At 64.3% G+C, this 23627-nt stretch carries 19 protein-coding genes; 15 read left to right on the top strand and 4 right to left on the bottom strand.

What is annotated here, in order from left to right:
* Positions 1–5: 5 nt before the first annotated feature.
* The 11 genes from M8Q45_RS26855 to madM all read left to right on the top strand — a co-directional run bounded on the left by M8Q45_RS26855 (position 6) and on the right by madM (position 13993).
* A complete protein-coding gene (locus M8Q45_RS26855; RefSeq protein WP_249877064.1) occupies positions 6–5924 on the top strand; it encodes an Hpt domain-containing protein in 5919 nt (1972 codons plus the stop codon).
* Positions 5917–6384: a chemotaxis protein CheW gene (locus tag M8Q45_RS26860; RefSeq protein ID WP_249877065.1), complete on the top strand. Its 468-nt coding sequence runs from the start codon at positions 5917–5919 to the stop codon at positions 6382–6384. The genes M8Q45_RS26855 and M8Q45_RS26860 overlap by 8 nt, the downstream gene beginning before the upstream one ends.
* A gap of 356 nt (positions 6385–6740) precedes the next feature.
* Complete coding sequence (gene mdcA / locus M8Q45_RS26865; protein ID WP_249877066.1) at positions 6741–8411, top strand: malonate decarboxylase subunit alpha; 1671 nt, start codon at positions 6741–6743, stop codon at positions 8409–8411.
* Positions 8412–9287 (top strand): triphosphoribosyl-dephospho-CoA synthase, encoded by an 876-nt coding sequence (locus M8Q45_RS26870; RefSeq protein ID WP_249877067.1) that lies wholly within the window; start codon positions 8412–8414, stop codon positions 9285–9287.
* Positions 9287–9586, top strand: a complete 300-nt coding sequence (locus M8Q45_RS26875; RefSeq protein WP_030137891.1) for a malonate decarboxylase subunit delta — start codon at positions 9287–9289, stop codon at positions 9584–9586. The genes M8Q45_RS26870 and M8Q45_RS26875 overlap by 1 nt, the downstream gene beginning before the upstream one ends.
* Entirely contained in the window at positions 9579–10430 is an 852-nt protein-coding gene (locus M8Q45_RS26880; protein ID WP_249877068.1) for a biotin-independent malonate decarboxylase subunit beta, read from the top strand. The genes M8Q45_RS26875 and M8Q45_RS26880 overlap by 8 nt, the downstream gene beginning before the upstream one ends.
* Positions 10427–11230, top strand: a complete 804-nt coding sequence (gene mdcE, locus M8Q45_RS26885) for a biotin-independent malonate decarboxylase subunit gamma (RefSeq protein ID WP_249877069.1) — start codon at positions 10427–10429, stop codon at positions 11228–11230. The genes M8Q45_RS26880 and mdcE overlap by 4 nt, the downstream gene beginning before the upstream one ends.
* Complete coding sequence (locus M8Q45_RS26890) at positions 11224–11847, top strand: malonate decarboxylase holo-ACP synthase (RefSeq protein WP_249877070.1); 624 nt, start codon at positions 11224–11226, stop codon at positions 11845–11847. The genes mdcE and M8Q45_RS26890 overlap by 7 nt, the downstream gene beginning before the upstream one ends.
* On the top strand, positions 11844–12764 hold the full coding sequence (mdcH, locus tag M8Q45_RS26895) for a malonate decarboxylase subunit epsilon (protein WP_249877071.1): 921 nt from the start codon (positions 11844–11846) through the stop codon (positions 12762–12764). Before M8Q45_RS26890 ends, mdcH begins: the two co-directional genes overlap by 4 nt.
* A 66-nt stretch (positions 12765–12830) precedes the next feature.
* On the top strand, positions 12831–13223 hold the full coding sequence (gene madL / locus M8Q45_RS26900; RefSeq protein ID WP_198723988.1) for a malonate transporter subunit MadL: 393 nt from the start codon (positions 12831–12833) through the stop codon (positions 13221–13223).
* A gap of 5 nt (positions 13224–13228) precedes the next feature.
* Positions 13229–13993 carry a malonate transporter subunit MadM gene (gene madM / locus M8Q45_RS26905; protein WP_030137885.1) on the top strand — a complete coding sequence of 255 codons (765 nt, stop codon included), beginning with the start codon at positions 13229–13231 and terminating at the stop codon, positions 13991–13993.
* 119 nt (positions 13994–14112) lie between these two features.
* Here the strand turns inward: madM and M8Q45_RS26910 are convergent, their stop codons facing one another.
* The gene (locus M8Q45_RS26910; RefSeq protein WP_249877072.1) at positions 14113–15027 is read right to left on the bottom strand and encodes a LysR family transcriptional regulator; all 915 of its coding nucleotides are present in this window, start codon (positions 15025–15027) and stop codon (positions 14113–14115) included.
* Between the two features lie 264 nt (positions 15028–15291).
* Here M8Q45_RS26910 and trhA point away from each other — a divergent pair, with 264 nt between their 5' ends.
* Positions 15292–15909 carry a PAQR family membrane homeostasis protein TrhA gene (trhA, locus tag M8Q45_RS26915; RefSeq protein ID WP_249877073.1) on the top strand — a complete coding sequence of 206 codons (618 nt, stop codon included), beginning with the start codon at positions 15292–15294 and terminating at the stop codon, positions 15907–15909.
* Here the strand turns inward: trhA and M8Q45_RS26920 are convergent.
* Positions 15897–16820, bottom strand: coding sequence for a LysR family transcriptional regulator (locus M8Q45_RS26920; protein ID WP_249877074.1), 924 nt, complete (start codon positions 16818–16820; stop codon positions 15897–15899). The two genes, trhA and M8Q45_RS26920, sit on opposite strands and share 13 nt — an antisense overlap.
* Positions 16821–16925: 105 nt before the next feature.
* On the opposite strand from M8Q45_RS26920, the gene M8Q45_RS26925 reads away from it, so the two are divergent.
* The gene (locus M8Q45_RS26925) at positions 16926–18167 is read left to right on the top strand and encodes a D-amino acid dehydrogenase (RefSeq protein WP_249877075.1); all 1242 of its coding nucleotides are present in this window, start codon (positions 16926–16928) and stop codon (positions 18165–18167) included.
* 23 nt (positions 18168–18190) lie between these two features.
* Complete coding sequence (locus M8Q45_RS26930) at positions 18191–19093, top strand: transporter substrate-binding domain-containing protein (protein ID WP_249877076.1); 903 nt, start codon at positions 18191–18193, stop codon at positions 19091–19093.
* A gap of 135 nt (positions 19094–19228) precedes the next feature.
* Here M8Q45_RS26930 and M8Q45_RS26935 read toward each other — a convergent pair whose 3' ends face one another.
* Together M8Q45_RS26935 and M8Q45_RS26940 are read right to left on the bottom strand one after the other, a co-directional pair.
* Positions 19229–19948, bottom strand: a complete 720-nt coding sequence (locus M8Q45_RS26935) for a 16S rRNA (uracil(1498)-N(3))-methyltransferase (RefSeq protein ID WP_249877077.1) — start codon at positions 19946–19948, stop codon at positions 19229–19231.
* A 238-nt stretch (positions 19949–20186) separates the two neighbouring features.
* Positions 20187–21593, bottom strand: a complete 1407-nt coding sequence (locus M8Q45_RS26940; RefSeq protein WP_249877078.1) for an adenosylmethionine--8-amino-7-oxononanoate transaminase — start codon at positions 21591–21593, stop codon at positions 20187–20189.
* Between the two features lie 247 nt (positions 21594–21840).
* Here M8Q45_RS26940 and M8Q45_RS26945 point away from each other — a divergent pair, with 247 nt between their 5' ends.
* A complete protein-coding gene (locus M8Q45_RS26945) occupies positions 21841–23592 on the top strand; it encodes a flavin monoamine oxidase family protein (protein ID WP_249877079.1) in 1752 nt (583 codons plus the stop codon).
* Positions 23593–23627 lie beyond the last annotated feature (35 nt).

Here is a 23627-nt window from a genome sequence, read left to right on the forward strand (position 1 = left end):
TGGTTATGGGTGATCGGCACGACTATGTGGCCCTGGAATGGGTCAGGGGCGAGATTGCCGAAACGCTGAAGCAGGCCCACCTGGCCCTCAACCGGCTGGTGGACGATCCGCAGGCAGCGGATGCCCTCGGCCAGTGCCTGGCCTGCATCCATCAAGTCCATGGCGGCCTGCAGATGGTCGAGTTCTATGGCGCGGCGTTGCTCGCCGAAGAAATGGAGCAACTGTGCATCGCCTTGCAGGACAACCGTATCGGCCACCGCGACGAGGCCATCAGCCTGTTGCGCCAGGCGCTGGGCCAACTGCCGACTTACCTTGAGCGCGTCCACGGTGCCCGCCGCGACCTGCCGTTGGTGGTACTGCCGTTGATCAACGACTTGCGCAGCGCCCGGGGTGAAGGCCTGTTGTCCGAGACCCGCCTGTTCAGCCCGGAACTGCCAGACATCGCGCCGCTCGACGATGACGCCTTGAAGCGGCTCGAACCGGCCGACCTGCCGAACACCTTGCGCAAATTGCGCCAGAGCCTGCAAGTCGCGCTGGCGGGATTGCTGCGTGAGCAGGACGACGTCACCCATCTCGGTTACCTGGCCAAGGTCTTCCATCGTCTCGAAGCACTGTGCGCCGGAGCGCCGCTCAATGCGTTGTGGCAGGTCGCCTCGGCGCTGGTCGAAGGCATGCGGGACGGGCGTATCGCCAACAGCCCGGCGCTGCGCAGCCTGTTCAAGGATGCCGACAAGGAACTCAAGCGCTTGCTGGAACAAGGCATCTCCGGCATCAATCAGCCGGCCCCGCCACACCTGCTCAAGAGTCTGTTGTTCTATATTGCCAAGGCCGAACATCCCAGCGGGCAGATGCAGATCATGAAAGAACGCTACTCACTGGACGATGCGCTGCCCGACAGCGCCATGGTCGACGAAGAACGCGCGCGCCTGGCCGGGCCCGATCGCGATGCCATGCGCTCGGTCCTTGCCGCACTGTGCGAGGAGCTGGTGCGGGTCAAGGAGCGCCTGGACCTGTTCGTGCGCAGCGATCGCCAGCATGCCTCGGAACTGGACAGCCTGCTGGCGCCCTTGCGGCAAATCGCTGACACGTTGGCGGTGCTGGGGTTTGGCCAACCGCGCAAAGTCATCATCGATCAGCTGGCCGTGGTGCTGAGCCTCGCCCAGGGCCAGCGCGCGCCTGACGATGCGACGCTGATGGACGTCGCCGGTGCCTTGCTCTACGTCGAGGCGACGCTGGCCGGCATGGTTGGCACCGTCGAACCTGAAAGCCGCGAAGACAACCACCTGCCGACGATCGACCTGACCCAGATCCATCAGATCGTCATCAAGGAAGCCCACACCTGCCTGCAACAGGCCAAGGACATGATCGTCGACTACATCGACGCCGACTGGAACAGCGCGCAGCTCACGGAAATGCCCGCGCTGCTGACCCAGGTACGCGGCGCGCTGGCGATGATTCCGTTGAGCCGTGCCGCCAGGCTGGTGGAGGCGTGCAACGAATTCATCCGCGAGCACCTGCTGCTTGAACATGCCCAGCCAGGGTGGGAGGAGCTCGATCATTTGGCCGATGTGATCAGCGGGCTGGAATATTACCTGGAGCGCTTGGGCGAAGACCCGCTGAAGCCCGCCGAGAGCCTGTTGGACGGGGTCGAGCACAGCCTGGGCGTCCTCGGTTATTTCCCTGACGAAGCTCGCGTCCCCTTGCTCGATGACGTGCTGAGCCCCAACGAAGCCCAGGTCATGCAGGATTTGCAGGAACTGGACGATCCGCAGACCGTGCAGTCGTTGGCTGAAGTCCTGGCCAACCCGGTCTCGGCGGTCAACCCGCCGGCGAGGAACATGCCGGGTAGCCTGTTGCCGCCCCCCGTGGATGAAAGCCCGGTGGACGATGAACTGCGCGAGGTGTTCCTCGAGGAGACCGATGAAGTTCTGGATGTCCTGCATGAATACCTGCCGCGCTGGACGACCGACCCCGACGACCACGGCGCCCTGACAGAACTGCGGCGGGCTTTCCATACCCTCAAGGGCAGCGGCCGGATGGTCCGGGCGCTGGTGTTGGGGGAATTGGCCTGGGCAGTGGAAAACCTGCTCAACCGCGTGCTGGAACGCAGCGTCGAGCCGGGCGCTTCGGTGCGGCAGCTGGTTGACGAGACGGTGCAATTGCTGCCGGGGCTGGTCGCTGAGTTCGCTGCTCATCACCAGCGCCAGCGTGACGATGTCGACCGCCTGGCCGCTCGCGCCCACGGGCTCGCCAAGGGCGGCGATGCCGAGGAGGACGACGAACAGGACGTGGCGGCGCTTGACCCGCTGTTGCTGAAGATCTTCGACAACGAAGCCCAGGGGCACCTCGCCGCGCTCAATCGCTTCCTCGACCAGGCCGCCGAACACCTTCCACTGCAGGCCAACGACGAACTGCAACGTGCCTTGCACACGCTCAAGGGCAGCGCCTCCATGGCTGGCGTGCTGCCCATTGCCGAGCTCGCCGGCGCGTTGGACGAACTGGCCCGGGAATACAAGGCGCATTTGATCGCCCTGGACCTGGATGAGGTGGAGCTGCTGCTCGAAGGCGAAGGGCTGTTGCGACGAGGGCTGCGTCAACTGCACAGCGAGCCGCTGGCGCCGATCCCCGGCGCCGCCGACCTGATCCAGCGCGCCCAGGTGCTGATGACCGAGCGCCTGCAAGCGGTCCTTGGCACACCGGACCAAGGCGCGCGGACCAAGCGTGATCCGCAGTTGATCAACAACTTCCTCGCCCAGGGCATGGACATCCTGCTGGATGCTGAAAACCTGCTGCAGCGCTGGCAACAGCATCCTGGCGAAGGCCAGGAGCTCAGCGCGTTGCTCGACGAATTGACCACCCTGGGCGAAGGCGCGCACCTGGCCGACCTGCACCCGGTGGATGAACTTTGCGAAGCCTTGCTCGACCTTTACGGCGCGGTCGAAGAAAGCAGCCTGGCGGTCAGCGACGCATTTTTCCAGGAAGCGCAACGCGCCCATGAAGCGTTGATCGACATGCTCGACGAACTGGCGGCCGGGCAGGAAGTGCATTCGCAACCCGAGCGGGTGCAGGCTCTTCGCACGCTGCTCCAGGAAAGTCTCGACCCGGCCGCCACGGGGCTGATTCGCAGCGACGGCAGTCGCACCCTGAGCATTCGCGAGCTGGGCCAGGCGACGGCCGAAATGGAACAGGGCGCGAGCACCCATGCCACCGTGGACGATGACATCGCTTCGATCTTCCTCGAAGAAGCGCAGGACATCCTCGAAAGCGCCGCCCACGCCCTGCAACGCTGGCTGGCGGACCCGGACAACGGCGCGCCACTGTCATCGCTGCAGCGAGATTTGCATACCCTCAAGGGCGGCGCGCGCATGGCCGATATCCGGCCGGTGAGTGATCTGGCCCAGGAACTGGAAAATCTCTATGAGGGGTTGGTGGACCGCCGCTACAGCTACAGCGAGGCGCTGGCGCAGTTGCTCAACAACAGTCACGAGCGTCTCGACCTGCTGCTCGGGCAGTTGCAGCAAGGACAGCCGCTGGGCGACCCCGTTGCGCTGATCGATGCCCTGCACCGGTTCCGCCAGGACAAGCCGAATACCATCGAGCTGCCGCCGTCCCATCAAGGTGACGCCGCGGGCCATGACCCCGAGCTCCTGGAAATATTCCTCGAAGAGGGCTTCGACATCCTCGACAGTTCCGGCGCGGCGTTGCTGCGCTGGCAGGAGGATCCGGCGAACCGCCAGGCCGTGGAAACCCTGTTGCGCGACCTGCATACCCTCAAGGGCGGCGCACGAATGGTCGAAATCGCGCCCATCGGCGACCTCGCCCATGAGCTGGAAAACCTCTATGAAGGGTTGTCGACAGGACTGCTGCAGCCGAGCCCGGCGCTGTTTACCCTGGTGCAGGGCGGCCATGACCGTCTGGCCCAAATGCTCGACGCCGTTCGCGCTGGCCAGCCGTGCCCGCCCGGTGACCGGCTGATTGCGCGGATCCAGGCGGTCAACCATCCACAGGCGAGCGAGGCGTCAGAAGACGCTGCCGCGCCGCCAATCGCCCCATCGCCAACGCCGCCTGCGCGACCCGAACCCGCTACGCCGAGCGACGGCGCGGACATGGTCAAGGTGTCCGCCGAACTGCTCGATGACCTGGTGAACCTGGCCGGGGAAACTTCGATCTTCCGAGGGCGCATCGAACAACAGGTCAACGACGCGCGCGTGGCGCTGGGCGAGATGGAAACCACCATCGAGCGCATGCGCGATCAGTTGCGGCGCCTGGATACCGAAACCCAGGGACGGATCCTCAGTCGTCAACAAGTGGACGCCGAGCGCCTGGGCTACGAAGAGTTCGATCCGCTGGAAATGGATCGCCATTCGCAACTGCAGCAATTGTCCCGGGCATTGTTCGAGTCGGCCTCGGACTTGCTCGATCTCAAGGAAACCCTCGACCGCAGCAATCACGACGCGGAAAACCTGCTGCAACAGCAAGGGCGCATCAACACCGAGCTGCAGGAAGGCCTGGTGCGTACGCGCATGGTGCCGTTCGAGCGCATGCTGCCGCGCCTCAAGCGCATCGTCCGGCAAGTGGCGCAGGAATTGGGCAAGGACGTCGAGTTCGTGGTCGACAATGCCGAGGGCGAGATGGACCGCAACGTGCTCGAACGCATGGCCGCGCCTCTGGAACACATGCTGCGCAACGCCGTCGACCATGGCCTGGAGCCGGCTGACGTGCGCATCGCCGCCGGCAAGCCGGCCCGTGGGCGCATCAGCCTCGACTTGTCCCGGGAGGGCGGCGACATCATTTTCGACATCCGTGACGATGGCGCCGGGGTGCCATTGGACGCGGTGCGACGCAAGGCGATCAAACGGGGCCTGCTGGCGCCTGACAGCGACATCAGTGACCGTGACGTGTTGCAGTTTATCCTCCAGCCAGGCTTTTCCACGGCGCAAAAGATCACCCAGATTTCCGGGCGTGGCGTGGGCATGGACGTGGTCCACGAGGAAGTGCGGCAACTGGGCGGGAGCATGTCCATCGACTCCACGCCAGGGCAGGGTGTGCATTTCCGCATCCGCCTGCCGTTCACCGTGGCGGTCAACCGCGCGCTGATGGTGCAGTGCCACGAAGACCAATACGCCATTCCGCTGAACACCATCGAGAGCATCGTCCGGGTGCTGCCCGCCGAACTGGATGGCTATTACCAGCTCGATCCGCCGACCTACACCTACGCCGGGCAACGCTACGAGCTGTGTTACCTGGGCGAGCTGCTGAAAACCGGTGCCCGGCCGAAACTGCTGGGCCAGAGCCAGCCTTTGCCGGTGTTGCTGGTGCAGTGCAACGAACGGCATGTCGCGGTTCAGGTCGACGCCACCACCGGCACCCGGGAGATCGTGGTCAAGAGCCTCGGCCCGCAATTTTCGGCGGTGCGCGGCCTGTCCGGGGCAACGATCCTGGGGGACGGGCGAGTGGTGCTGATTCTCGACCTGCTGGCACCGATCCGCGCCTTGCCCCACCAGGTCCCGCGTCGCGAAGTGCCGGCTGAAGGCGAGGGCGAACCGCAACGGCCGCTGCTGGTGCTGGTGGTGGACGACTCGGTGACGGTGCGCAAGGTCACCAGCCGTTTGCTCGAACGCCACGGCATGCACGTCCTCACCGCCAAGGATGGCGTGGACGCCATGGCCTTGTTGGCCGAACACTCGCCGGACCTGATGCTGCTCGACATCGAGATGCCGCGCATGGACGGCTTCGAAGTCGCCACGCAAGTGCGCAACGACCCACGCCTGGCGCACTTGCCGATCATCATGATCACCTCCCGCACCGGCGAGAAACACCGCGACCGCGCCATGGCCATCGGCGTCAATGACTACCTGGGCAAGCCGTACCAGGAATCGGTGCTGCTCGACAGCATCGCGTACTGGAGCAAGACCCATGCATGACTTTCACCCTCGTACCAGCCACCTTACCGGGCTGTTGCTGCCATTGGCCGATCGTCATCTGATCTTGCCCAACGTGGCGGTGGCCGAGCTGATCGACTACCAGCGCAGCGCCTTCGATATGGACACGCCACCGTGGTTCCTGGGCTGGGTAAGCTGGCGCGAGCGAAAAATCCCGTTGCTGAGCTTCGAGTCGGCCTGCGGCCAGAAAACCGTCATCGGCGAGCGCGCCCGCATCGTCGTGCTCAACGCGCTGGGCGGGCGGCCGGAGCTGCGCTTCATGGCCCTGCTGGTCCAAGGCATCCCCCGCTCCTGCAAGCTCGACAGCCAGTTGAGCTACGTCGACGTGCCGCTGTGCGGGCTGGAGCAGGCGGCGGTGCAGGTCGGGGAACATGTGGCGAAAGTGCCGGATTTGCTGGCGATGGAGGAGTTGGTGATTGCGGCGGGGTTGGTCGGCAACTGAGTCCAGACTGGGGGCTTCCACGGGTAGGCCCTCATCCGGATGTCGCAAGCCGTGGCGAGGGAGCTTGCTTCGCTGGGTCGCGCCCGTAGGAGCTGTCGAGTGCAACGAGGCTGCGACCTTTCCCCAGACAATTGAATCTCAAGCGAAAGATCAAAAAATCGTCCGAACGCGGCCCGAGCCTTCGGCAGCTCCCACGGCGCAGCCGAGCGGGAGCGAGCTCCCTCGCCACAGAAGCATTGTCCGCTGCGCCATTCAACCATTACGCCCACCGTAACGATCCGCCATCGGGCTTGATTGATGTCCGCGCCACAACACTCCTAATGTGACCCCCACGACAGCGAACCCGTGGAGTGGTCATGACAACAACAATATCCCCCGACTCGCGATGGACGCGGCGGCGCAGCGAAAAACAGCGGCGCCTGGCGTTGGTCGAGGGCCTTGCCGATGGCGTGGTGTTGCCCACCGATAAAATCGTCGCGGCGCTGGAGGCCTTGATCCTGCCCGGCGACCGCGTGGTGTTGGAGGGCAATAACCAGAAGCAGGCGGATTTCCTTTCCCGCTCCCTCGCCAAGGCCGATCCTGCAACGCTGCACGATCTGCACATGATCATGCCCAGTGTCGGTCGTTCCGAGCACCTGGACCTGTTCGAACGCGGCATCGCCCGCAAGCTCGATTTCTCCTTCGCCGGCACCCAGAGCCTGCGCATCAGCCAATTGCTGGAAGACGGCCTGTTGGAAATCGGCGCGATCCACACCTACATCGAGCTCTATGCCCGGCTGGTGGTGGATCTGATTCCCAACGTCGTGCTCTCGGCCGGTTTCATGGCCGACCGCGCCGGCAATATCTACACCGGCCCGAGCACCGAGGACACGCCCGCGCTGATCGAGCCGGCGGCGTTCAGCGATGGCATCGTCATCGTCCAGGTCAACCAGTTGGTGGATGACGTCAGCGACCTGCCGCGTGTGGATATCCCGGCGTCCTGGGTGGATTTCGTGGTGGTGGCCGACAAGCCGTTCTACATCGAGCCGCTGTTCACCCGCGACCCGCGTCATATCAAGCCGGTGCATGTGCTGATGGCGATGATGGCGATCCGCGGGATCTACGAAAAACACAACGTCCAGTCCCTCAACCACGGTATTGGTTTCAATACCGCCGCCATCGAATTGATCCTGCCGACCTACGGCGAATCCCTTGGCCTGAAAGGCAAGATCTGCCGCAACTGGACCCTCAACCCGCACCCGACGCTGATCCCGGCCATCGAAAGTGGCTGGGTCGAAAGCGTGCATTGCTTCGGCACCGAATTGGGCATGGAAAACTACATTGCCGCTCGGCCGGATGTGTTCTTCACCGGCCATGACGGCTCGCTGCGCTCCAACCGCATGGTCTGCCAACTGGCCGGGCAGTACGCGGTGGACCTGTTCATCGGCGCCACCCTGCAAGTGGACGGCGACGGTCATTCCTCCACCGTGACCCGTGGCCGCCTCGCTGGCTTCGGCGGCGCGCCGAACATGGGCCACGACCCGCGCGGTCGTCGTCACGGCACGCCGGCCTGGCTCGACATGCGTCACGGCGACGGCGAGGCGCCGTTGCTTGAACGCGGCAAGAAACTGGTGGTGCAGATGGTCGAGACGTTCCAGGAGGGTGGCAAGCCGACCTTCGTCGACACCCTCGACGCGGTGGACGTGGCAAAAAAAGCCGGCATGCCGCTGGCGCCGATCATGATCTACGGCGACGACGTCACCCACCTGCTGACCGAAGAAGGCATCGCCTACCTGTACAAGGCCCGTTCCCTCGAAGAGCGCCAGGCGATGATTGCCGCCGTGGCCGGGGTGACGGCCATCGGCTTGCGCCATGACCCGAAAGACACCGCGCGCATGCGCCGCGAAGGGCTGATCGCCTTGCCCGAAGACCTGGGTATTCGCCGCACCGACGCCACCCGCGAATTGCTCGCGGCCAAGAGCGTGGCCGATCTGGTGGAGTGGTCCGGTGGCCTCTACAACCCGCCCGCCAAGTTCAGGAGCTGGTAAATGCGCGTCCTCAACCTGCAACCCAAGCCAATCTCCCTGGCTGAACGCTTGGCCGACCTCGCGGTGGACGCGTTGATCGACGAGGCCGACCTCTCGCCCAAACCGGCGCTGGTGGACCGTCGCGGCAGCGGCGCCCACACCGATTTGCACCTGGGCCTGATGCACGCTTCGGCGTTGTCGCTGTGGCCGGCCTTCAAGGAAATGGCCGAGGCCGCCCTCGACTGCGGCGAAATCGGCCTGCCACTGCGCGAAGCCCTCGGCCGGATCGGCCGTGAAGGTGAAGCCGCCATGCGGGTGACCACGGGCGGCGTGAATACCCACCGTGGCGCGATCTGGGCCTTGGGCCTGTTGGTCGCGGCGGCGGCGCTGGAACCTGAATCGAGTGTTGCCAGTGCCGTCACTTTACGTGCCGCACGCCTGGCCTTGCTCAATGACCGTTTTGCACCGCAACCCCTGAGCCATGGCGCCCTGGTCGCCCAACGCTACGGCGTGCGCGGTGCCCGGGAGGAAGCGCAACTGGCGTTCCCGGCGGTGACCGGCCTGGGCCTGCCGCAACTCAAGCGCAGTCGCGCGGCGGGTGCGGGCGAACAGAACGCCCGGCTCGATGCCTTGTTGGCGATCATGACCAACCTGGCCGACACCTGCGTGCTCTACCGCGCTGGGGAAGCCGGTTTGCAGGCCATGCAGCACGGCGCCAAAGCGGTGCTCGACGCCGGTGGCAGTGCAAGCCTGGGCGGTCGCCGCCAACTGCACGCGCTGGATCAACAACTGATTACCTTGAACGCATCGCCCGGCGGCGCTGCCGACTTGCTCGCCGCCTGCCTGTTTCTCGACCGTATCGAACGCGGCGATGGCCTCTTCCCAGGAGCTTGCTGATGGAAACCTTATCCTTTGAATTCCCCGCCGGACAGCCGCCACGGGGCCGGGCGCTGGTGGGTTGCGTCGGCTCGGGCGACCTGGAAGTGCTGATCGAACCTGGACTGGCGGGCAAATTGACCATCCACGTGCAGACCTCGGTCAACGGCAGCGAGCAACGCTGGCAGCATTTGTTCACCCGCATGTTCGACGGCCAGACGCCGCCGGCAATGAGCATCGACATCCATGATTTCGGCGCCACCCCCGGCGTGGTGCGTCTGCGCCTGGAGCAAGGTTTCGAGGAGATCGGCCATGACTGACAGCGCAGCGTTGCTCAACAAGCACAGCTTCGTCGAACTCGGTGCCCGGCAACGGGCCAGGGCCTTGCTCGACGACGGTACGTTCCGCGAATTGCTCGACCCCTTCCAGCGCGTCATGTCGCCGTGGCTGCTGCGCCAGGGCGTGGTGCCGCAGAGCGACGACGGTGTGGTGATCGCCAAGGGCAACCTCGACGGTCTGCCGGTTGTCGTGGCTGCCATCGAAGGGGCGTTCCAGGGCGGCAGCCTCGGTGAAGTCGGCGGGGCAAAAATCGCCGGAGCATTGGAGCTGGCTGCCGAAGACAACCGCAAAGGCATTCCGACCCGCGCCGTGCTGCTGCTGGAAACCGGCGGCGTACGGTTGCAGGAAGCCAACCTCGGGCTCGCGGCGATTGCCGAGATTCACTCGGCGATTGTCGACCTGCGCCAATTCCAGCCGGTGGTGGGCGTGGTCGCCGGCAGCGTTGGCTGCTTTGGTGGCATGTCGATCGCTGCAGGGCTGTGCAGTTATCTGCTGGTGACCCAGGAAGCGCGGCTGGGGCTGAACGGCCCGCAAGTGATCGAGCAGGAAGCCGGGATCGACGAATACGACTCCCGCGACCGGCCCTTCATCTGGAGCCTGACCGGCGGCGAGCAGCGTTACGCCACCGGACTGGTGGACCGTTACGCTGCCGACGACGTCACGCAGATTCGTCGGCAGGTCAGCGAACTGTTGCACCTTGGGGTGCCCAGCGAACACCGCAGCGGTCAGGCCGAACTGTTCTTGCAACGCCTGGCTCGCTTGGACACCGACGTGCAAATCGAACCGGCAGCGGTTCGCCAGCTGTATCAGGGAGAACGTCCATGACTTCGTATTCATTGAGAGGCCTGCGCTGGTTCGAGGCCCTGAGCGGTGGCGCCGAGGCGTTGGCCGGCCTGCCGGCGTCGTTGAAAGTCGCCGATGTCCCGCTGGGCGGACAAACCGCGCGCCTGCTCGCCGTGGTGGCCGATCCCGACAACCGTTTTCCCCGGGCGCGCAACGGCGAGGTGGGTTTGCTCGAAGGCTGGGGCCTGGCCAAGGCAGTGGACGATGCCATCGAAGCCGACCGCAATGCGCCTCGCAAACGTGCGTTGATTGCCATTGTCGACGTGCCCAGCCAGGCTTACGGCCGCCGCGAAGAAGCCCTCGGGATTCATCAGGCGCTGGCCGGCGCGGCGGACAGTTATGCCCGTGCCCGATTGGCCGGGCATCCGGTGATTGGCTTGTTGGTGGGCAAGGCGATGTCCGGTGCGTTCCTCGCCCACGGCTACCAGGCCAACCGGCTGATCGCCCTGCGCGACCCGGGCGTGATGGTCCACGCCATGGGCAAGGCCTCGGCGGCGCGGGTGACCCTGCGCAGTGTCGAAGAACTCGAAGCCCTGGCCGCCAGCGTGCCGCCGATGGCCTATGACATCGACAGCTACGCCAGCCTGGGGCTGCTCTGGGAAACCTTGTCGGTGGAGCAGATCGAGCAGCCGACGGCGGCGGATCTGGGCCGGGTGATTGATTGCCTGCAACAAGCGATCAACGACGTGGCTGGCGGGCCTCGGGATCTGAGCAATCGCCTGGGCGCGGCCCATCGAGCCGCTTCGAGCACCGTGCGCCAATTGTTGAGGGCGCAGTGGTGAGTACGTTCCTGGCCCATGACCTGCTCTGGGGGATGACGGCCCTGCAGTTGCCTGCGGATGCGCCGGGCTGGGCTGTCGAGTCGCTCGACCTCGGGCAGCCGGTGGTGGTGCGTCGGGCGTTGTCCTCGCCTGGGCACGTCGCGGTGGGTGTACGCGGTCGCGCCCGGGAGCAGCGTTACGCCACATCGATGCCGGTGGTAGCGGTCCAGCGCCGGGTGCGCCCGGAGGACCTTTGCCAGGTCGAGTCGCCTCGCGACCTTCCGGCCTTGCACGCGCTGGCCCGGTTGCGGCCATTGCTCAATGCCAGTGGCTGGACCTGGGGCATCAGCGGCAGCGCCGGGTTCGAACTGGCCACGGGCGTCGAGGCACTGCATGAGCGCAGCGACCTGGATTTGATCCTGCGCACGCCGCATCGTCTGGGGCGCCTCCAGGCCAAGGAATTGCTGGCGCTGCTGGATGCTTCGGTCTGCGCCGTAGACATGCAATTGCAAACGCCTTGCGGCGCCGTCGCCCTGCGCGAGTGGGCGGGTTCGTCCCGTCGGGTCTTGCTCAAGGATGATGTCCAGGCCCGGCTGGTGAGCGATCCTTGGCAACCTTCGTTGGAGCGGGTCGCGTGAGCAGCCTCTTCGTCTTTCCCGGCCAGGGTGCGCAGCGCGTGGGCATGCTTCATGGCTTGGCGCCGCTGATCCTCGACGAGGCGGGGGATGTGCTGGGTGAAGATGTCTTGCGACTGGACAGCGCCGAGGCTTTGCAATCGACTCGCGCCGTGCAGCTGTGCCTGCTGATCGCTGGCGTGGCCGCGGCCCGTCGGTTGCTGGAACAGGCCCCCGCGCCGGATTACGTGGCGGGGCTGTCCATCGGCGCGTATCCGGCGGCGGTCGTGGCCGGTGCGCTGGACTTTGCGGATGCGCTGCGATTGGTCAGCTTGCGCGGCGAGCTGATGCAGCAGGCGTACCCGCAAGGCTATGGCATGACCGCGATCATCGGCCTGGACCTCGCCGCCGTGGAAACCTTGCTGGCCCGGGTGCACAGTGAAACAACGCCGGTGTACCTGGCCAATATCAACGCCGACAACCAGGTGGTCATTGCCGGCAGCGACGAAGCCATGGGCGTTGTTGCTGGGCTGGCTCGTAGCCAAGGCGCTGGCAAGGCCTGTCGATTGACGGTCAGCGTGCCGTCCCATTGCCCTTTGCTGGAGGCACCGGCCCGGACGTTGGCCGAAGCGTTTGCCGAGGTGCCGTTGAAAGCGCCATCCCTGGGGTATCTCAGCGGCAGCCGCGCCCGCCCGGTGATCAAGGCCGATGCGTTGCGCGACGACCTCGCGTTCAACATGTGCCGTGTCGTCGATTGGCGCGGCACGGTGCAGAGCGCCTACGAGCGTGGCGTACGCCTGCAAATCGAATTGCCGCCCGGCGCGGTGCTCACCGGGCTGGCGCGCCGGGCGTTCGAGCAAGGCACCGTCATGGCATTTGACGGCGCGCGGCTCGACACGCTGCAAGCGCTGCTGCATGAGGAGGGACTCCGCCAACCCTAGACACCGACTCAAGCTGGCGAAGCACAAAAACAACAACTTCGACGATGCATTTTGAGGATGACGACAATGATTATTTACGGTGTGGCGTTTCTGGCCTTTTGTACCCTGGCGGGTATTTTCATCGGTGAGCTGCTGGGCAAATTGATTGGCGTGCCCGCCAACGTCGGCGGCGTCGGCATTGCGATGCTGCTGTTGATCGGCCTGGGCAGTTACCTGAACAAGCGCGGCCTGTTCAAGGGCAAGTCCGAAGCCGGCGTGGAATTCTGGAGCGCCATCTATATCCCGATCGTGGTGGCGATGGCGGCGCAGCAAAACGTTTATGGCGCATTGAAGGGCGGGCCGATGGCGATCCTGGCCGGAACCCTGGCGGTAGTGATTGCCTTTGCGTTGGTGCCGGTGCTGGTGCGCATCGGCAACAAGGACCCTCAATCCAACGTGTCCGTGAAAACGGTAGGGTGACCGCCATGTACGAATCCATGATGAAAGTCATCACCGGCTACGGCCTGATCAGCGGTTTCGCCATTGTCGGCATCACGATGTGGGTGTCCTACTGGATCAGCAATACGTTCACCAAAGGTCGCTTGCACGGTTCGGCCATCGCCATCTTGCTGGGGCTGGTGCTCTCATACATCGGCGGGGCCATGACGGGCGGGCAGAAGGGTGTGGTGGACATTCCGTTGCTGTCCGGGATTGGTCTGCTGGGCGGTGCGATGCTGCGGGACTTCGCCATCGTCGCCACGGCGTTCGGCGTCAGTATCGAAGAACTCAAGCGCGCCGGTTTCGTGGGCGTGCTGGCCTTGTTCGTCGGGGTCGGGACTTCATTTATTGCCGGCGTCGGCGTGGCGATGGCCTTCGGTTATACCGATTCGGTGAGCCTGACCACCATCGGCGCCGGGGCGGTGACTTATATCGTCGGGCCGGTGACCGGGGCGGCGATTGGCGCCAGCTCCGAGGTGATGGCGCTGTCCATTGCCGCAGGGCTGATCAAGGCGATCCTGGTGATGGTGGCGACGCCGTTCGTGGCACCGTTCATTGGCCTCAACAACCCGCGTAGTGCGGTGATCTTCGGCGGGTTGATGGGCACGTCCAGCGGCGTGGCCGGTGGCTTGGCGGCGACCGATCCGAAGCTGGTGCCTTATGGTTGCCTGACGGCGGCGTTCTATACGGCGCTTGGGTGCTTGTTGGGGCCTTCGTTGTTGTTTCTGATCATGCGGGGGTTGATGGGGTAGGGCTTCAGTTATTCTTTGAATGGACTGGCATCATCGCGAGCAAGCTCGCTCCCACAGGGGATTTGTGAACACCGATCCAATGTGGGAGCGAGCTTGCTCGCGATGAAGGCTACTCGGTCTCAAGCCTGGCGATTGGCATACATCCGGCACTCCGCCAACAGCGCCAGCAGGTTCGGATCGCGCTCCTTGGCCTTGAGGAACACCACGCCGATGTGCTGCTGCAACCGGTACTTTTCCTGCAACGGGATCAGTTTCACCCGGTTTTCATACACCGCCGCGATCCTGCCCGGCAGCAGGGCATAGCCCACCCCGGAGCTGACCATGCTCAGCAGGGTGAAAATGTCATTCACCTGCATCGCCACCTTCGGCTCGAACCCCGCCTGCCTGAACACCCGATTGCCGTCCTGGTGCGTGGCGAAGCCCTGGGTCAGGGTGATGAAGGTTTCGTTGCGCACTTCGGCCAGGTCGACTTCGCTGCGCTGGGCGAAGGGTGAGTCGGCCGGCGTGGCAAGGAAGATGTCATCGGAAAACAGCTGGATCTGTTCGCAGTCCGGATCGTTGACGCTGTCGTCCAGCGACACCAGGATCGCATCGACTTCCATGTTCTTGAGCTTGTACAGGAGGTCGATGTTCGAACCCATGATCAGGTCGATATTGAGTTCGCTGCGGCGGATCTTCAGGCCCATGATCAACTGCGGCACGGTCTTGACCGTCAGCGAATACAGCGAGCCAAGCTTGAAGCGCTCGGCGGAAAAACCAGCCGCCTCGCGGGTCAGGCGCACGCTTTCGATCACGTCCTGGATCAGTTTCTGCGCTCGCTCTTCCAGCACATAGGCGCTTTCCAAGGGGGTGAGGTTGCGGCCCTCGTGCTTGAACAATGGGCAACGCAGGGCGCTCTCCAGCGAATGGATGGCCCGGTGCACGCTGACGTTGCTGGTCTGCAACTCGGCCGCCGCCCGCGCGAGGTTGCCGGTGCGCATGAAGGCCAGGAACACCTCGAGTTTCTTCAGGGTCAATTCTTCGTCGATCAGCATGGGGGCGGACTCTTATTCGTATGGGCTGATTGTGCCCCATGTCTTCCTGGCGACGCGATTTATGTGGCTGGAGAGCTTTTGTGGCGAGGGAGCTTGCTCCCGCTGGGTTGCGCAGCAGCCCCAAGGATTTTGTGAGCGCTGCGCACTCAAGTGGGAGCAAGCTCCCTCGCCACGGGTTTGTGTCTAGCACGGGTACAAACCATTGCACTTTCCAGCGCCAAGCCTGAGCCTTGGCGCCAGTTTCGGAATAGGGAGTGGGATTGGATGTATCACGGGGAACGACTCAACGCCTGGACGCACCTGGTGGGGGCGGTCGCGGCGTTTATCGGCGCGGTGTGGTTGCTGGTGATTGCCGGGATGGCGGGCGATCCCTGGAAGATCGTCAGCGTGGCGATCTACGGGTTCACCTTGCTGGTGCTGTACAGCGCCTCGACGGTCTATCACAGCGTGCGGGGGCGCAAAAAAGAAATCATGCAGAAGGTCGATCACTTTTCGATCTACCTGTTGATCGCCGGCAGCTACACGCCGTTCTGCCTGGTGACCCTGCGCGGGCCGTGGGGCTGGACCTTGTTCGGGATCGTCTGGGGGCTGGCCGTGATCGGCATCCTACAGGAAATCAAGCCACGCTCCGAAGCACGGATCCTGTCGATCGTCATTTATGCGGTGATGGGCTGGATCGTCCTGGTGGCGGTCAAGCCGTTGCTGGCGGCGCTGGGCAGCGCCGGGTTCGCCTGGCTGGCTTCGGGCGGCGTGCTTTACACGGTGGGCATCATTTTTTTCGCCCTCGACCAGCGCCTGCGCCATGCCCATGGCATCTGGCACCTGTTCGTCATCGCCGGCAGCCTGCTGCATTTCGTGGCGATCCTGTTCTACGTGCTTTGAGCACCTGCAAACAGACGATCCAGTTGCGCCTGGGCCTGGCTGGCGAAGATCTCCAGCAAGGCGCCCATCGTATGGGCCGGAGCCTCATTGGCCCGGGTCACCGCGTACAGGGAAATGGGCAGCGGTGGTGACAAGGGCCGGATGGCCGTGCGGGTGCGCGCAGCGCCCAAGGCCGTGAACGGGTCGATCACCGCCAGCCCGGCGCCGGATTCGACCATGGCCCGGGCCAGTGAATAGGTCTGCACGGAAATGCTCACGTGTGGCGGCGGTTCCACCGACTTGAGGTAGCCGTCCAGCCTGGCTGAGAGCGGGTCGGTGCTGGACAGGCCGATCAACGGCGCGCCGGCCAGGGCCTGCAACGGCATGGGCGTGCCGATCGCCGCCTCGGGCCAATGGCCGCTGGGTGCCAGGGCCACCAACACGCCGCTGGCCAGGGGCTGGGCCTTGAGGCCGGGGTGATCGGGCGGTTGCAGGGTCAGGGCGACGTCGATTTCGCGCATCAGCAGGTTCTGCGTCAGCTCGCGGCTGTGGGCGCTGGATAACTCGCAGACGATGTCCGGGTAACGTTGGGTCCATTGATGAATCGCCGTCGGCAGCAACGACAGCGCCAAGGCCGGCGTGGCGCCGATCCGCAGGCTGTGCCCCGGCTCGCGGCGCAGGCTCTGGGCCAGGCGCCGCACGCCTTGCAGGCTTTCGCTGACCTTGTCGACCTCGCGCTCCAACTCCAGCGCTTCGGGCGTGGCCTGCAACTTGCCGCGCACCCGCAGGAACAGCGCAAAGCCCAACTGCTGCTCGGCATGCTGCAACACCTTGGTCACCGCCGGCTGGGAGACATGCAACAACTGCGCGGCGCCGCTGATGGAGCCGGTCTGGCGAATCGCCTGGAAAATCTCGATATGACGAAGGCGCATGGCGAGCCCATAACCTTTGTTTATAGGAAACCCATCTTTATTCATTGTTCGAACGCTGTCATCCGATCCTAACCTTGGGCCATTCGAAACAGGTGTGAGACAGACATGGCTCAGCGGGTTTGCATCATCGGTGGCGGCGTGATCGGGCTGGCGACGGCTTATGCGCTGGTTCGCGAAGGCGTCGACGTCACGCTTGTCGAAGCTAGGGACGCGTTGGGCAGTGAAACCAGCTTCGCCAATGGCGGGCAATTGTCTTATCGCTACGTCACGCCGCTGGCGGATGCCGGGGTGCCGTGGCAGGCCCTGGGCTGGATGTTGCGCGCGGATTCGCCGCTGAAGTTGCGCCCGCGCCTCGACCCGGGCCAATGGCGTTGGATGGCGGCATTCATCGCGGCGTGCCGGACCTCGGTCAATCGCCGCAACGGTGAGCACCTGTTGCGCCTGGCGCTGTTGAGCCAGGCGACATTGCAGACTTGGCGCGAAGAGGATCGCCTCGACGGCTTCGACTGGCGGCGCAACGGCAAGTTGGTGACGTTTCGAAATGCCGGCCATTTCGAGCACGCCCGCCGGCGCCTGTCTGACCTTGATCATCAACAAGTACTGGGCCCCGAGGAGTGCGCCAGCTTGGAGCCGGCGCTGGCCGACGTGCCGTTCGTGGGCGGGATCCATACGCCGGACGAGGAGGCCGCCGATTGCCATGCCTTCTGCCTGCAATTGGCGGCGCGGCTGCGGGCTTCGGGGCGCTGCGAGTTTTTGCTAGGGCGTGCGGTGACCGCTATCCATCATGCCAACGGCACGGTGCAGGCAATCGACCTGGGCGGACATCGCCTGGGCGTAGACGCGTTGGTGATCGCCGCGGGTCATCGCAGCGCAGCGCTCGCATTGCCCGGGGTGCGATTGCCGCTGTACCCCCTCAAGGGCTACAGCCTGACGGTACCGATCGAGGCGCGACATCGGGCGCCGGAGCTGAGCATCACCGACTATGACCGCAAGGTGGTCTACGCTCGCATCGGTGACCAACTGAGGGTGGCGGCGATGGTCGACATTGTCGGGTTTGATCCGACACCGGACCCCAGGCGCCTGGCCCTTATCCGTCGCCAGGCGATGGACACCTTGCCGCTGGCCGGGAATTACGAACGCGCGACCGAGTGGGCGGGCATGCGTCCGGCCACGCCCAGCGGCGTGCCACTGATTGGCGCCACCGGCTACCGCAACCTGTGGCTCAACCTGGGCCATGGCGCCTTGGGCTTTACCCTGGCGTGCGGCAGCGGCCGCTTGCTCAGCGAGCTGATTCGCCAACGCACACCTTCCATCGACATGCGAGGCCTCGCGCCCCGCGCCGCCTGACCCACCCGCAACGGAGAATAACAATGCAAAAAATCACGTTGATCGGCTGCACCCTGAGCCTGCTGCTGAGTGCCCCGGCATTCGCCAATGAAGCGCCGCCGGCCGGCACCCTGGACAAGATCGCCAGCAGCAAGAGCATCACCCTGGGCTATCGCGACGCCTCGGTGCCGTTTTCCTACGTCGCGGACAACAGCGGCAAGCCGATGGGCTATTCGGTGGAGCTGGCGGGCAAGATCGTCGAGCGCATCCAGCAGCAACTGGCGTTGCCGCAACTGAATGTGAAGTACAACCTGGTGACTTCCCAGACCCGCATCCCGCTGGTGCAGAACGGCACCGTGGACTTGGAATGCGGTTCCACCGGCGTGACCGCCGAGCGGCAGAAGCAAGTGGCGTTTTCCTACGGTTTCATTTACGTGAAGGGTCAGTTGCTGACCGCCAAGGACAGCGGCATCCACAGCTTCGCCGACCTGCGTGGCAAGAACGTGGTGACCACCGCTGGCACGACCAATGAGCGGTTCCTGAAGAGCTACAACCAGGACAACAAGCTCGACATGTTCGTCATCAGCGCCAAGGATCACGGCGAAGCCTTCCAGATGCTCGAGACCGGGCGGGCGGCGGCGTTCTACATGGACGACGCACTGCTGTACGGCGAGCGGGCCAAGGCGCGCGATCCGCATAAATGGGTCGTGGTCGGGGAAGAGCAGTCGCGGGAAATCTACAGCTGCATGGTGCGCAAGGACGATCCGCAATTCCTCGCGCTGGTCAACGCGACCCTGGCGGACCTGTACACGTCAGGGGAGATCAACGCGATCTACGAGCGTTGGTTCCAGCAGCCGATCCCGCCCAAGGGCTTGAACCTGGAATTCCCGATGACCAGCGAGTTGAAGGCGATCATTGCCAAGCCGACGAGTGAGCCGGTGCAGTGATCGCGCTGCACCGATGATTCCTGTGGGAGCGAGCTTGCTCGCGATAGTGGTGGTCAGCCTGTGCAAGTGTCGACTGATTCACCGCAATCGCGAGCAAGCTCGCTCCCACAGTGGATCTTCAGTGGTCGCCGAGCCTCAGAAATCCCCCCACAACTGCTGCGCCACCGCCAACGCCACCACCGGCGCGGTTTCGGTACGCAGCACGCGGGGGCCGAGGCGGGCGGCGTGGTAGCCGGCGGTCTTGGCCTGCTCGACTTCGGCATCCGACAACCCGCCCTCGGGACCGATCAGGAACGCCAGGGTCGAAGGCTTGGCATGGCTGACCAGTGGATCGGCCACCGGGTGCAGCACCAGCTTCAATTCGGCCTCGGCCTGCTTCAACCAGTCGGCCAGCAACAGTGGCGGATGGATCACCGGCACGGTGGAGCGCCCACATTGCTCGCAGGCGCTGATCGCCACCTGGCGCCAATGCAGCAGGCGCTTGTCGGCGCGCTCGTCCTTGAGACGTACTTCGCAGCGCTCGGTGAAGATCGGCGTGATCTCGCTGGCCCCCAGCTCGGTAGCCTTCTGGATCGCCCAGTCCATGCGCTCGCCCCGGGACAGACCCTGGCCGAGGTGAATGCGCAGCGGCGATTCAGGCTGTCCGGCAAACTGCTCGTCGAGTTGCACGCGCACGCGTTTCTTCCCGACCTCGGCCAGGGTGCCGCGAAACTCCTGGCCGGAACCGTCGAACACTTGCACCGCATCGCCCTCGGCCATGCGCAGCACCCGGCCAATGTAGTGGGCCTGGGCTTCGGGCAATTCGTGATCGCCGAGGCCCAGGGGGGTGTCGATGAAGAAGCGGGACAGTCTCATGCTAAATCTCTGGAAAAATTAAAGGTGTAGAAGCTGTATAGGAGCTGTGTAGGAGCGTGTAGGAGCTGCCGAGTAAAACGAGGCTGCGATCTTTCCCCTGGCGCCTGAGCCCCAAGTAAAAGATCAAAAGATCGCAGGCTTCGCCAGCTCCTACAGAGTCCAGCGTAGCGGCCCCATTGTTTGCGGTTGCTGCGCAATCGAGCGGGAGCAAGCTCCCTCGCCACAGAGAAATCTGTCGTCAGCCCGGATCGCGATAGCCCGGATGGAAGTCCTTCGGCACTGCCACGCTGACCTTGTCCCGGGTGGCGATGTCGATGCCTTCGCTGGCCACTTCAGCCAGGAAATCGATCTGTTCCGGCGTGATGACATACGGCGGCAGGAAATACACCACGCTGCCCAGCGGCCGCAGCAACGCGCCGCGCTCCAAGGCATGCTGGAACACCGCCAGGCCACGGCGTTCATGCCACGGATAAGCGGTTTTGCTGGCCTTGTCCTTGACCATCTCGATGGCCAGCACCATGCCGGTCTGGCGCACTTCGGCCACGTTCGGGTGATCGGCCAGGTGCGCGGTGGCGCTCGCCATGCGCTGGGCCAAGGCCTTGTTGGTTTCGATGACGTTGTCTTCTTCGAAAATATCCAGCGTCGCCAAGGCCGCCGCGCAGGCCAACGGGTTGCCGGTGTAGCTGTGGGAATGGAGGAAGGCGCGCAGGGTCGGGTAGTCGTCGTAGAACGCGCTGTACACCTCGTCGGTGGTCATGCACGCCGCCAGCGGCAGGTAGCCGCCGGTCAGGGCCTTGGACAGGCAGAGGAAATCCGGTGTGATACCGGCCTGTTCACAGGCAAACATCGTCCCGGTGCGGCCGAAGCCGACGGCGATTTCGTCGTGGATCAGGTGCACGCCATAGCGATCGCAGGCCTCGCGCAGCAGCTTCAGGTACACCGGGTGATACATGCGCATGCCGCCCGCGCCCTGGATCAGCGGCTCGACGATCACCGCCGCCACCGTGTCGTGGTGTTCGGCGAGGGTCTGCTCCATGGCGGCGAACATATTGCGCGAATGCTCTTCCCAGCCCATGCCTTCGGGGCGGTGATAACAGTCGGGGCTCGGCACCTTGATCGTGTCCAGCAGCAACGCCTTGTAGGTTTCGGTGAACAACGGCACGTCGCCCACCGACATCGCGGCGATGGTTTCGCCGTGGTAACTGTTGTTCAGGGTGACAAAGCGTTTCTTGTCTGGCTGGCCGCGATTGATCCAGTAATGAAAGCTCATCTTCATTGCCACTTCGATGCACGACGAGCCGTTATCGGCGTAGAAGCACCGGGTCAGGCCGTCGGGCGTCATCTTCACCAGGCGCTCGGACAGCTCGATCACCGGTTGGTGGCTGAAGCCGGCGAGGATCACATGCTCCAACTGATCGACCTGATCCTTGATGCGCTGGTTGATGCGTGGGTTGGCATGGCCGAATACGTTGACCCACCACGAACTCACCGCGTCGAGGTAGCGCTTGCCTTCGAAGTCTTCCAGCCACACGCCTTCGCCGCGCTTGATAGGGATCAGCGGCAGCTGTTCGTGATCTTTCATCTGGGTGCAGGGGTGCCACAGTACCGCGAGATCGCGTTGCATCCACTGGTTATTCAGGCCCATGTACAGTCTCCTCGAGGCGGCTCGCGGCGGGCGCGGGCAAAACAATCGCGCAAGCCTATGCAATGGCGGCCCGGCGGACAACCCATTGTGTCGTTGTCGCTACTTTGAGCCAGGCGATAGACGTCGCTGGCGGCCTTTTGATGGCTGACGTATTCTTCGCGGTTCCTGAGCCGACTGGCTCGAAAGACCGAGAGCCGACTGGCTCGAAAAATCGAAAATTCTTACGCTTTATTCCGGAGTTCGCTGAATGTCTGCTGGTTGGCTGCGCGCCTGTGCGCTGGTGATGATAGGGCTGTTCAGCGTTTCGGCGCTGGCCAAGGACAAGCAACCGACGGCCATCGTCATTGGCGGTGGGCTGGCCGGACTGACGGCGGCCTATGAGCTGCAGAACAAGGGCTGGGCCGTGACCCTGCTGGAAGCCAAGCCGAGCCTGGGCGGCCGTTCGGGCATGGCCACCAGTGAGTGGATCGGCAACGAAAAGACTCAGCCTGTGCTGAATAAATACGTTTCGACGTTCAAGCTGAGCACCACCCCGGCACCGGAATTCGTGCGTACCCCGAGTTACCTGATCGACGGCACTTATTTCACCGCCGCTGACCTGGCGACCAAGCAGCCCGCCACCGCCGAAGCGCTCAAGCGCTACGAGACCACCCTGGACGAGTTGGCACGCTCCATCGACGATCCGCTGAACCCGGCGGCCACCAGCACGCTGCATGCGCTCGACCAGATCACCGTGTCCAACTGGCTCGATCGCCTGCAACTGCCTGCCACCGCGCGGCAATTGGTCAACCAGGAAATTCGTACGCGCTACGACGAACCGTCGCGCCTCTCTCTGCTGTATTTCGCCCAGCAGAACCGCGTCTATCGCGGCGTGTCCGACCGTGACCTGCGCGCCTCGCGCCTGCTCGGTGGCAGCCCGGTGTTGGCCCAGGCATTCGTCAAGCAACTGAAAACCATCAAGACCGGCTCCCCGGTCTCGGCCATTTCCCAGGACAAGGACGGCGTCACCGTCAAGGTCGGCAGCGTCGGTTACCAGGCTGACTATGTCGTGCTGGCGGTGCCGTTGCGGGCACTGAACAAAATCCAATTGACCCCGGCCCTGGATGCCCAGCACCAAGGCGCGATCAAAGGCACCAACTACGGCTGGCGCGACCAGATCATGCTCAAGTTCAAGACCCCGGTCTGGGACAGCAAGGCGCGCATGTCGGGCGAGATCTACAGCAACACCGGCCTGGGCATGATGTGGATCGAGCCGGCCATGAAGGGCGGGGCCAACGTGGTCATCAACCTGTCCGGCGACAATGCCCGGGTGATGCAGGCTTTTGGCGACAAGCAGATGGTCGACCAGGTGCTGATCCGCCTGCATGCGTTTTATCCGCAGGCCCGTGGTGCGTTCACCGGTTATGAAATCCGTCGCTACAGCACCGATCCGTCCATGGGCGGCGCGTACCTGGCGTTCGGTCCGGGCCAGATCAGCAAATACTGGCGCCTGTGGGAAAAGCCCTTGCAGCGTGTAGCCTTTGCCGGCGAACACACCGACGCCATGTACCCAGGCACGCTGGAAGGCGCGCTGCGCAGTGGCCAACGTGCCGCCAGCCAGGTTGAAGACCTGGCCGCAGGCAAATCCTTCGAACCACCGAAGGTCGCCCCGGCCGCAGCGGCTGCCGCTGGCGCGGTGGCGGCGAAGAAGGGCAACTTCTTCACCAACCTGTTCGGTGGCTCGGATGACGACAAGAAGCCGGAGCCGGTCAAGGCCCCCGAGCCGGTAGCCCCGCCTCCAGCGCCCGCACCTGCTCCAGCGCCGGCCCCGGTAGAACCACCCGCGCCGGCCCCGGCGAAAGTCGAGCCGGCCAAGAAAGCGGCGGCCAAGCCAGCGGCGAAAAAACCGGCCGCCAAGACCCCGGCTAAAAAAGCCCCGGCCAAGGCACCGGCGAAAAAGGTTGAGCCGACGAAGAAACCGGTGGCCAAGCCGGCGACGACTGAAACCCAGGCTCAGTAACGTTCAGGCGTAAAAACGCGGCCCACGGGCCGCGT

Origin of the sequence: Pseudomonas sp. T1.Ur (genome assembly GCF_023516725.1) — a bacterium.
GTDB classification, from domain to species: domain Bacteria; phylum Pseudomonadota; class Gammaproteobacteria; order Pseudomonadales; family Pseudomonadaceae; genus Aquipseudomonas; species Aquipseudomonas alvandae.